The sequence below is a fragment of the Acidithiobacillus sp. M4-SHS-6 genome, from assembly GCF_047421495.1.
GTDB lineage: Bacteria > Pseudomonadota > Gammaproteobacteria > Acidithiobacillales > Acidithiobacillaceae > Acidithiobacillus.
The window spans coordinates 531,099-542,616 of sequence record NZ_CP175559.1 but is presented as its reverse complement, the minus strand read 5'-3'; the positions used below and the strand labels follow the sequence as shown (position 1 = coordinate 542,616).

Annotated in this window: 9 protein-coding genes; 1 reads left to right on the top strand and 8 read right to left on the bottom strand. The window is 57.0% G+C overall.

Annotation, left to right across the window (positions count from 1 at the left end; genetic code table 11):
- Positions 1–310: 310 nt before the first annotated feature.
- The 8 genes from ACJU26_RS02680 to ACJU26_RS02645 form a co-directional block, all read right to left on the bottom strand.
- Positions 311–1,609, bottom strand: a complete 1,299-nt coding sequence (locus ACJU26_RS02680) for an MFS transporter (protein ID WP_414041016.1) — start codon at positions 1,607–1,609, stop codon at positions 311–313.
- Between the two features lie 215 nt (positions 1,610–1,824).
- The gene (locus ACJU26_RS02675; protein WP_414041015.1) at positions 1,825–2,598 is read right to left on the bottom strand and encodes an ATP-binding cassette domain-containing protein; all 774 of its coding nucleotides are present in this window, start codon (positions 2,596–2,598) and stop codon (positions 1,825–1,827) included.
- Between the two features lie 138 nt (positions 2,599–2,736).
- On the bottom strand, positions 2,737–4,269 hold the full coding sequence (locus ACJU26_RS02670; RefSeq protein ID WP_414041014.1) for an FGGY-family carbohydrate kinase: 1,533 nt from the start codon (positions 4,267–4,269) through the stop codon (positions 2,737–2,739).
- A 13-nt stretch (positions 4,270–4,282) separates the two neighbouring features.
- Entirely contained in the window at positions 4,283–5,920 is a 1,638-nt protein-coding gene (locus ACJU26_RS02665; RefSeq protein WP_414041013.1) for a hypothetical protein, read from the bottom strand.
- Between the two features lie 178 nt (positions 5,921–6,098).
- On the bottom strand, positions 6,099–7,097 hold the full coding sequence (locus ACJU26_RS02660) for an ABC transporter permease (RefSeq protein WP_414041012.1): 999 nt from the start codon (positions 7,095–7,097) through the stop codon (positions 6,099–6,101).
- A 32-nt stretch (positions 7,098–7,129) separates the two neighbouring features.
- The gene (locus tag ACJU26_RS02655) at positions 7,130–8,143 is read right to left on the bottom strand and encodes a substrate-binding domain-containing protein (RefSeq protein ID WP_414041011.1); all 1,014 of its coding nucleotides are present in this window, start codon (positions 8,141–8,143) and stop codon (positions 7,130–7,132) included.
- 589 nt (positions 8,144–8,732) lie between these two features.
- Positions 8,733–9,554 (bottom strand): DUF2459 domain-containing protein, encoded by an 822-nt coding sequence (locus ACJU26_RS02650; protein WP_414041010.1) that lies wholly within the window; start codon positions 9,552–9,554, stop codon positions 8,733–8,735.
- A gap of 795 nt (positions 9,555–10,349) precedes the next feature.
- Complete coding sequence (locus ACJU26_RS02645; protein ID WP_414041009.1) at positions 10,350–10,532, bottom strand: hypothetical protein; 183 nt, start codon at positions 10,530–10,532, stop codon at positions 10,350–10,352.
- Between the two features lie 185 nt (positions 10,533–10,717).
- Here ACJU26_RS02645 and ACJU26_RS02640 point away from each other — a divergent pair, with 185 nt between their 5' ends.
- Positions 10,718–11,335: a hypothetical protein gene (locus ACJU26_RS02640; protein ID WP_414041008.1), complete on the top strand. Its 618-nt coding sequence runs from the start codon at positions 10,718–10,720 to the stop codon at positions 11,333–11,335.
- The last annotated feature ends 183 nt before the right edge of the window (positions 11,336–11,518 follow it).

Genomic DNA, 11,518 nt, shown 5'->3' with positions numbered 1-11,518 from the left:
CCGCAATGAGGATGTCGTTCCACATCATGAAAAATAAAACGACTTTGCTGTTCGTGGTCTCGTTCAGGTGATTGACCGTCTTGTCATCTCCTGGACGCGCCGGCGCGGGAAGGAGGGTAATTCATGCTTGTCCGACATGGCGCCGAATGGACACAACGATATGTCCAACGCACAGGATTGCCGACATTTACCGAATACAGTATTGACGATGCGAGGAGTGGATTCCGCTGCTGCAGAAAACCGTCCGCCGCATCGAACAGCGAATGGAAGGTCTGACTGTGCCCCTGAACTTCACTACGTACAACACATATCAATGACTAAGTCCGGCTGCGCAATTGCTGTCCGGTTCCTCCGGGCCTTCGATCTCGATGGGAAGAGGGGTATGCATTGCCAGAAAATTCACCCCCAATCCCACCGCTGCCAGACCTACCATGACCCAGAACACGCCCGGCCAGCCAATGGTGTGAATGATTACCGACGAAACTACCGGCCCAATGGCGCTGACCGAATTGGAAATGACGCCAATGGCAAAGGCCCCTGCCCCCATGGTCGCGACCGGGAAGATATTGCAGGGTGACGCCCAGTAATTGGGGGGAGTGGCCATAGTACCGGCAACTACCAATGCCGATAGCAGCAACCAAGCATAGGACAGTGGTGCAAGGTAGAGGATCATCAGGGCGCCGAGAATGATGAACCCATTGGCGAGCGTGATAGCCTTGAGTCGGGCGTTCACAAAATTCCGGTGGGTATTGTCCTGCTTGGCCCAATGGTCCCCCAGCAAAGCACCGATGATAGCCATGGCAAAACCCATGAGCCCCCAAATGAACATCACATTGCCCGTCTGTTCAGGCTTATAGCCCAAATGGTAGGCATAAATAGGGAGAAATCCGCCGATGGTGAACAAGGTCCAGTTATTGGGGATTTGCACAATTCCCATGATCCAGGTCATCGGGTAAGACCAGAGCTTGTGCTTATGATGCTCGGATTTCGACTTCTTGATTTCGTCCGCATGGCTGAGCGCATCTTTTGCAAAAATAAAATAGATCACTGCCCCAAGCACCATGATTGCAGCCGTAATGAAATATACCGACCGCCAGCCGAGACCAGAGAGGCTACCGGTGATCACCCCACCCAAGGCGCCCCCCAGGGTAATGGCACCCAACATCGCGGCCAGTGAGATACCGCGCTGGCTTGAACGAAACCATCCGGCAAGCTGCAGGGAAAACAGGGCAATCATCATGATCATCAGGCCCTGTGAGAAGCGCAGGATGATGAGCAGAATGATGGACTGGGTAAGAGGCATAAGAATTGGAATCAAAATTTGCGGCACAATAAGAAAAGTCTGCGCCACCAAGACCCCCCAACGGATTCTTGTATCGAATATTCCACCATGGCCAAGAAAAAAAGCAATGAAAAGACCAACGGAAAAGGCATCTACGCCTGCCGAAGACAAGGTTTGCAGGGAAACATGCATCGCCCTCGCCATGGCCGGCGCTGCCACCCCAAATGAGGTCAAAGAGATAAAACTGGTGGTCATGATCACCCCGGTGATGATCGCCATGACCCAACGGTAGGGAGAGGAGTATTCTGGTTGTTCTTTAATTGCCATGATCAATTCTCCTATCTGGCAGTGGCTCTTTCCGTAGCAGCCCGCAAGGCGCCACGAGCCCAGCTGCCCATGCAGGACAAATAAATTACCTTATAATCATTATGTTATAAAACGTTCATCCGTATTTTTGATACTAGAACAGCGCACATTATCTTGCAATGCAGAAAGTTTTCCATAATGCGGAAAATCGGATTTTCGATCAGTGAAAAACGCGATCACACAGTCTCTTTCGCGTCGGCATAGCCAGTCATATAGCGAATCAATTCGTCCTGCGATGTCTCTTTCGAGGGCGCATTGAACACATTCCGACCATGATACATAACGCACACTTGGTCGCAGATATGGAGCATCTCGACGAGATTATGGCCGATGAACAGCACGGCGATCCCTTCATCAGCGATCCGCCGGGTGAGACGCAGCACGTTTTTTGTCTCCATCACGGCAAGCGCCGCGGTCGGTTCATCCATGATGACGACCTTCGCCTTCCAGTAAAGCGCGCGCACGATCGCCACAGCCTGCCGCTGGCCGCCGGAAAGATCGAACACGCGTGACGCAGGATCGGGAATATGGCTTTCGATTTGCGCAAGCATATTTCTCACCTCGTTGCGGATGCGTGCCTTGTCAATCACCTGGATCGGCAAGATGCCACCGAGACGCTTTACCGGTTCGCGCCCAAGAAAGATATTGGCCCCGACATCAAGATGGTCGGCGAGTGCGAGATCCTGGTAGATCGTCTCGATTCCGCTATCCCGGGCCTCGCGCGGAGAGCGGAAATGCACCGGCTTGCCGGAAAGCAAGATTTCCCCGCCATCGGGGTGATGGACGCCGGAAATCACCTTTATCAACGTCGACTTGCCGGCACCATTGTCGCCGACGATGCCGAGAACATCGCCGGGCGCGACCGAAATCGAAACATCGGTCAGGGCCTGGATGGCACCGAAATGCTTGTTGATCGACCGGACTTCGAGAGCGGGCGTGGTATCTGCCATCTCAAGCACCCCGTCCGTATCGTGCACCCGCCGGGATCTTGCGTAACCGCACCGTTGTTTCCTCCTTGCCTATCCAGTCGTCACCAACACCATAAAGCAAGATCCCCCATCGGGAGTGCCCACGAGATTCAAGGTACCTCATTTCGCAGCCGACGGGTGGCGATCATCAGCGGTTGTACCGAGCTCATGCACGACCTCACGCGTCGCTTGGTAAAGGGTCTGGTACTGCCGATAGCGCTCATCATAGAGCGGATAATGGTCTTCGTTCGGGTGGATGGAGACTTGCGGCGGATTCCAGCTGCCGATGCTGCCCGGTTCGACCAGGCCGGCGCACAGCCCGGCCAGGTAGGCATCGCCGTAACTAGCGCCGATGGTAATGCGGGGCAAGTGCTGACGGACGTGGCCGGCGTCGCTGACGATCTGTGGCCACATGGCGCTTTGCGCGCCGCCGCCGACGGCCATAACACGCTTGATCGGGATCCCGATCGCCTGGAAGGTCTCCAGGTTATGACGGATGCCGAGCGCGATACCTTCGAGGACGCTACGATAGAGATGGTCGCGGGTATGGGATAGGGTGAGACCCGCCAGGACGCCCTTGGCCAGTGGATCGTTGATGGGCGTACGTTCGCCGCTGAAATAAGGAAGCAACAGTAACCCCTCCGCACCGGGTGGCACACGCCGCGCGCCGTCAAACAGTTCCTGGTAAGCGCTGTCCTGCGGCAGATCCCGTGCGAACTGGTCGCGAAACCAGCGGGTCAGGCTGCCGGTCGTGCTCATTCCGGCAGCCAACGCGTACTGATCCTTGAACGCCCCCGCCGTAGTCCAGACGCGAGGGTCCGGATGCGGTGTTTCTTCGATGAGGATGAAGAAGGTGCTGCTGCCGTACATGATCATCAGGTCGCCCGGTTTGGTGACCCCGGCGCTGATGGCCTCTGACAGGGCGTCCACTGCACCAACCGCGACCGGCGTGCCTGGGGCGAGTCCGGTCGCGTCGGCTGCCGCCGCAGAGACCACACCGGCCTGTTCGTCGCTCCAGCCCAGCCGGGGCAGCAGGTCCTGGCCGGCCAGCCGAGAGCCCAGCGCGTCGTTCCATTCGAGCGCGTGGATATCGATCAGCGGCATGTAATGGCTGGCAGTGTGCCTGTCCATCACGTGCTCACCGGTCAGCCGATAGACGAGGTAGGAGCTGGCGGTGTGCAGTTTGTCCGTCCTGGCCCAGACCTCGGGCTCGTGATGCTGCAGCCAGAGAATCTTGGGGCCGATCGCCTGGCTGGTGAACGCCATGCCGCTGTGACGCATAACGGCATCCTCGCCGAGGCGTTCGGCGAGTTCGTCGATCTCGTTCATGGCGCGGGTATCGACGCCATAGAGGATACCCTTGCGCAGCGGTCGGCCGACGGAGTCCAGCGGCAGCAGGCAGGGACCGATGGCGCTCAAGGCGACAGCAGCGACGTCGTTGCCGCGAACGGGATCACCATCGATCAGCTCATGGCATAGCTCGAGGACATCGTGCCACCACACGCCATCGGCATCCTGTTCGGCCCAGCCGGGATGAGGAATATCCATGGTATGAGGGACCGTGGCGGACTTGACGATTGTCCCGTCCGGCCTGACCAACACCCCCTTGCTGCTGTAGGTGCCGATATCCATACCAAGTAGCAGTTCACCCATTGAGACGTTTCCTCTAGCTGAGTTCGGTGTCGCCGCAAAGATGGACGCCGATGCCCAGGGCGTTGAAGGCGGCGGCTTTGCAGGCCAAGGCATGATTCGCGGCATCAGAGTCCGGAGCATAGGCTATCTGGACGTGGTTGGCCCTGAGTCTGGCCATCATGGCATCGCGATCGACGCCGTGGGTGACGAGGTGGACGATGGGCCACTCCGGCGTCGTTAGCTGACTGCGCCTCCGGGTTTCGGCTATGGGCAAGCGCAGCGCCGTGCCGCGACCGAGGTCGACGTGCAGTCTGCCGTCCATGATGAAGACGCGACTCCAGACCACCTCGCCGGGCTTGCCTGTGCCGGACAGGGTACTGCCGCCCTTGGGAAAGTACATTGCCGGCTGGCGGTAACCGTGGGCACCGGCGTAGCCGCCATCGATGTGGCTTGCGGGCACGGCGCCGCTGATCTGCAGGGTCCAGACGAAGGCATCGACAGCATTCCCCTGCGCGTCGGGGCCGTTATAGTGTTCGCCCCAGCGCAGATCGTGCAGCGTGGTGGCAGGGTCGAAATCCAATGCGCGCCAGACGCGGTTGGTAATCAGCGCGTCGAGCGCCGCGCCCTCATCGACTTCGTTGAAATGCGGCAGTGGCTGGCCGGCGTATAGCTCGACGCCGCTGTCCGCATCGAATACGGGTGGACGTTCGACGTTGTTGAGCAGCCCTTCCACGAGGTCGCTGGCGGGAGTCATATCCTTCAGTCCCTGCTGATACTGGATACCGATCACATCGCAGCCGAAGGCATGGGCCATGCGTACCGCCGCGATATACATCTTGGCTTGCTCGTGGATCTGCGCATCGGTCAATTCGCTGGCATCGTCGGTGCCGGTGTGAAAATTGATGCCGCGCTCATCCAGCCAGGCACGTACCGCACGGGCCTCGTCGTCGGTAACCAGGCGCATCTGCGCCAGCAGGGCGGATTGGCTCAGGCGTTCCTTGAAGATGCCCAGGGGATTGAGCAGTGCGTCCTCCAGGATGGCGTTGTACATACCCATGCAGCCTTCGTCGAAGACCCCGAGAATGGCCTTGTCCCGCTTCAGCGAAGCGGCGACGTCGCGTCCGAGCGTATACGCGTCGGTCTTCAGCCGCGATGGCTGGAGATCATGTACATGGCTCGTGTCGTGCGTGACCGTACCTTCTGCGAGCCACTGTCTCAGTTTGGCACGGAAGGCCGCGTCGCTGCCGAAATCCTCACTCCAAACTGAGCTGTATGCCCGTCCGGCCTTGGTGAGGCTGGCGTTCAAATTCAGCACACCGACGAGCCCCGGCCATGTGCCGTCCCAGTTGGCCACGGTCAGTACGGGGCCACGATGATGAAGCAGGCCGGGCAGTACGTGGTGGCTGTATTGCCATACCGATTCGGCAACCACGACCGGCGTTTCGGGATCAATGGCGTTGAACACATCCAGGCCCATGCGCTGGCTGCTGATGAAGCCATGACCTTCCTCGGGATCGTAAGGATGGGCACGCCTCAGTGCCACGCCTTCGTCGGCAAAGGCCGCCGTTAGCTTGTGCTCCATCGTCTCCTGTACGGGCCAGCACATCCGGTTGGCCGAAAGGCGCAGGTCACCGCTCGCCACGAGCGCGGCGCTTTCGATCGGTAGCTTCATGGGGTTTCTCCTTCCGACATCATGTCGATCATTCAAGCCGGCAAAGTCGCCGGATTACTTGTAGAATGCACGCAACTCGGTTTTTCACCGATGCGATCCAAGCGCGATGATATCTTCAGCAACAACGCGCTATGTGTCTATAAGGTGTAGGGCAACACCAGCGCCATGCTCACCCCGGTCAGCGCTGTCTTCTGCGCAGATGATCGATATAGACCGCGCCAATCACCACGAGGCCGAGCATCACCTCCTCGACATACGGGGAGATGCCGGCAAGTTCTGTACCGTTCTTCAAAATCATCATGAGCAGGACACCCAGAATACTGCCCAGGATGGTGCCAATCCCACCGAACAGCGAGCCGCCACCGATGACGACTGCGGCGATCGAATAAAGCTCATAATTGGTACCAGCGGTCGGTTCCCCCGTCGCCGTATAGGCAGTATAGACGATCCCGGCGAGCGAAGAGATCGTGCCACCGAGCACGTAGACCAACATCAGATGCCGTGGCACGTTGATGCCGGCGCGACGCGCCGATTCGGGATTGCTACCGATCGCCAAAGTATAGAGACCGAACCGTGTCTTGTTCAGCACGAAGGCCGCGATCAGTGCCAGCACAATCGCGATCCAGGCCATGGTCGGCAATCCAAGGACCGTACCTTGCGAAATCAACAGGAAAGCACTGGGCAGGTTGAAGACCGGCTCGCCGTCGGTCGTGAGTAACGCACCCCCGAGGGCGATCGCCAGCATGCCCAGCGTAGCGATGAAAGGCGGAACACTGAGCACCACCACCGCCGCGCCGATCAGAGCCCCGACCACAGCACCCAGGGCGAGGGTAATGATGATCGCGACGATGATGGGCAGATGGAAATTCACGATGGATAGTGCACAGATCATCGACGACAGGCCGAGCACCGAGCCCTGCGAGATGTCGATCCCCGCCGCCGCGATGATGAAGGTCTGGCCAACCGCGAGGATCGCGATCATCGCCATCTGTTCGGAGATGTCGTACCAGTTCCCAGCCGTGGCGAAGCGCGGATTGAGCGCCGTGAAGAGGACGACCAGCGCGATGATGCTGATCATCGCGAAGGCAAGTTGCCGACCGAACGCCATCAGTTTGGCAAATTGGGGGATCGTCTCCCGACCGGTGCCTGCTGCGGCCGCCTTGCCGTCCTGAGCCATCTGATCCATCTCCCCGCCCTCGCCGAACACGATCAGGCGGTCTGCTTATAGGCGGGTATGTACTGCTGGATCATCTTGGTCGCCTGCTTGGTGTTGACGTTATGCGGCGTCACCAACATATACGGCGTGGCAATGCGCTTTGGAATCGCCTTGCCGGCGATCTTGTCGAGCAGCGCCACCACCGCGTAGTAGCCCATGTCATAGGGTGCCTGCAGGATCGAGGCCTGGATGGTCCCATTCTTGATGTACTTGATCTCGCCGAGATCTGCATCGAAGCCGACGACCCTCACCTTGCTATGCGTGCGCGCGATCGCCTCGGCTGGAGCCAGAGCCGAGCGGTCATTGGCACCATAGATCACTTTCAGCTTCGGATACTGGGTCAGCAGATCGTTCGTAATGCGGATGCCCTTGCTGACGCTGTTGTCCGCATACTGGATCGGCCCCATCTTCTGGATCGACGGATAGGCCTTCATGCCCTTCATGAAGCCCGCCGGTCGCTCGATACCGGTCGACGATGTGTGATTGTAGTCGATGATCGCGTACTGACCCTTCTTGTGCATGAGGTGGACGGCTGTGTACTCCGCGAGATGCGCGGCGGCTTTGATATTCGATGTCGCAAGGAAGCAATCGGAAATGTTTGGCGAAACCCCGGAATCCACCGTCACCAGCGGAATGTGGTGATTGAGCGCATTCCGTACCGGGCCGAGCAGCGCCTTCGGATTCTGGGCCGCGAGAATGATCCCGGCAGGTTTGGCGGTCACCGCATTATCCACCATGGCGATCTGCGCCGCGAGGTCGAGGCCGCTCACTGGCGCGGTGAACGATACGGAGACGCCGAATTTCTTGGCGGCCGCATCGGCACCATCACGTACCGCCAGCCAGTAGGGCGAGGCGTTCGACTTGGTGATCAGGTCGAAATGATAGGGCTTGGCCGGCTTGACAGGTATCGGCAGGTCGGCGATCACCGCTGCCATGGCAACCGGCGCGGCGGCAACGAGTGCCAGGCTGAGGGCACTCAGTGCCAGCATTTTCGTGCTAACTTTCATGATCGATCTCCTTGTTCCAATCAGAAGTGGTACTTAAAGTAGAAACGGTTGCTGAAATACGGATTGTGGTATTGAGGATACCCGGCCTTATTTTGGGTTACCGAGATATCAGTATAGTCGGCAACGGTGAGGCCTCGGACGAACTGGGAAAGATTGTAGGAAAAACCCACGTCCATGGACCACATCCCCTGGTTGACATGCAAGCAGGATCAGCAACATGCCTATTATCTGTTGTGGTAACACTACTCGAATCTGCATCAGTTGCTGTGGCCGTTGTCAACACAGTCAACCCCCAGCCCCAACACAGTTATCATCCATATTTTCTAACATACTCATCACCAACACCTCCTCACCCCTCCGGTAGAAACTATTCCATTCGCAAAACAAATAGAATGAAAAATAATTTATAGAGAATAGCAATTGGTATTATATTAACAAATAGAAAAATAATTACTTTTTTACTCTCTGTAGATCAACTTAGATCTCAATACTGTTTATTTACTGCCTACAGAAAAATACGTTTTTTGGAAAACTCGTGGGCTAAAAACGGAGAGAGATGGTAAATAATGGGTGCGGGCCTTCGGCATCTTCAAAATGGAGATGGAATTCCAGCGGTTCTCCTTGTGCGGACTGCGTCGGTTCCAGGGTAAAAGGGCTTGGTTTGCCTGACATCGGAAATAAAACGTACCGGGTTAGCACGATGATTCCGCTGAGCGGTGCCAGTGTACAAATGAACCTTTGCGAATGGATGCTCGTCACGCTGCTTTCGAATGATCTGTTTCCAGAGCCCCTGTACCTGCCCCGCAAAAATCACTCCCAAGCTGTTCACCGGGAAACCCATGACGTGCAGAGACTGGGCTATCCAGTTATTGCAAGTATGAAAGGCGTCGTAGGGCTCTGTCGATGGAAAAAAAATGCCATGCGGATACCAAGGTTCACGCGTAATTGGTTCCGGCCCATTTCGCTTCCAGAGAATCGCACGCGCAATGTAGTGCAGGAGCTTTTGAAACCGCGCCGGCGAAAGGGTGAGCGGCAACAAGTGTACCTGGGGTAGCAAAAAAGCGCGCCAATGCTTGTGGGGAATCCCCTGCAGAAGTACAACGCCCGGAGAGGGGAACAATGCCCGCAGGCCAAGCAATGCTCCTGGGTTCCGAGCCTCATAGAAACCGCGATTTCCAAACCCCACCAAGAGTACCCGCGCCTTGGGGAAATACGGCCTCAGCATCGGCAGACCCTCCCATACAGGCTGGGCAGGCAACACCCAACCCGTATGCCATCCTGTATCCAGGATGGCTGCGTGGATGGGCTGCTGATAGTGACCCTCGTGCTGTATGGCCTGCAGAGTATCCGTATCAGCAACCGACAAAGCACCGCACCCGGAAAGCAGGAGCAGGAAGCCGGAGATCGTCATCCACCGACATGCCCTCACAATGCCGCACTTCAAGACCATAACCACCAAGCCAGGACTATGATCGCTGCACAGGCCAATGTTATAAAACCGCTGATCAGAAGCAGCTTCAGTAGGGCTTTGGCTTCCGCGTACTGCCCTTTTTGATCCATGCGTGAGGCCTCCAATTTGGTTGCATCAGACAATGTTCAATCCAGATACCTTACCAGAATACCAGGCCCTTCGCCTCCTGCAGTGAACGGAACAACCCAAGCACAGGCTGGTCAGGAATCCGGCGGGTAGGATATGGCCATAGCATGCCCCGCATGTACCTGCGGCTCCAGGATGGCCAAGGCATCGGCCTCCTTTTTCGGGCGCGGTAGAGCGGTTCGCGCAAATCAGCGTCACTATACTGGATGATCTTCCATAACAGATGAATGTGACATAAGGCGTGCATGAATATTGAGAAAGGGGGAAATGGCGTGCTACATTGCTGATGGATGCAGGAGAGGTTTGGAAAGAGGGCAAATGTAAGGGTTTAGCCGCCGAGGAAAGTGTGCAACACGGGAAACCTGAAAATGACGGCTTGGACACCGCATGCTCGTAGAACGCTCACCGATCATCCCGCTGCTGGCAGGACTCTCGGCCCAACAGCGAGCCATTTCGCTGGGAGGTGGGCACCTCGGTCATTATTAGTTAGACCTGAAGGCCTTGGGGTGCCTTCACTGAAGGCCTTGGGGTGCCTTCAGCTGCGTGTCCAGTGCTGCTGCAATCATCACATTGGAGAACACAAGCTATAGACTTCTATCCAGGCCTGCTTCACGGATAACGTAAAGTCATCAGCCAATCCCTGTTCAGGGCATAGATCGGCGCTTCACCGACATAGGCGTAATGCTCATTTTGTACGCCGTAAGCTACAAGTCCGCAGGCCAGATGCTGCGCTGCGGGAACGATATCCTCCAAATTATGGAACCCGTTGACGACCGTATTGAGCATGGCCATGAGCTTGCGCCCGCCCCTGTTCGACCATATCGCCTTTGAACAGGAGTGTGTGGGTGACATTAGAGAGGGCCATGGGGCGGGCACTGTACGTAAAGTATGCAAAAAATCAAACACAAAAAATCAAAACGCTTGCCAAGGGCACATAACCTGCCTATAGTGTGCCCCATCGGGGTGGAGTGCTTCAGATGACCGTAACCCTGTTACCCAAGAAAGCCACAGGCTTATTGCCTGTCACCCCGACCATCCCGCGATTGCATGGCTGCTTGCCGCAACTGCGCGCAGGGCTTGAAGCGTATGGCTTTTTTCCGGGTACCGGCACGGCTTTTCTGGGGTTACGTCCTATCCTCGCGGCAATGGGATGCAAACGGAAAACGCCGAAAAGCCACGAATCGAAATTCGTGTGCACGCCTTTTTCGGGTGTGCCGTACCAGGTAATTCGAATATACGCCGTGCACTACAACGCCCGCTTCCTGGTAACAATTTCCCACCATAGCCGGCAATCGCCCATAAAACTGAACAGTGGATACTGTCCTGCGTGTTTGGCGCTTCGGTCGATGGCTGAAAGCAGCAAGGAGCGACAGGTGATCACCTCGCACTGGGACTCCGGGAAAACCAGCCGGCTATACCAGATCCACCATTTGTTACCGGGTCGCGCACACTTGGCCGATGAATTGGTCGTGCTGACGCAACAAGAGCAGGAGCAGGCGCTGCCGCGTGAACCCCAGGCATCGGTGAGGAGGCGGACGGGCACCGGGATATGGAACAGGAAAACCCGCAGTAACGCCCCGGGATCTTCAGCTTGAAGATATGCCAGTACTGGGCACGAGAGACGCAAGCGGATGGGAAAGGGGAGGCTTTGCCGGATAGAATGTGCAGGGTCAAGGCCAGATCCACCCAGTTCTGCACGAAGACACACAGGAAATAAACCATGGGTGTAAGGTATGTGGTTCGAGGTGTCAATTATGGCGGGGTTTTTCGGCGATTAT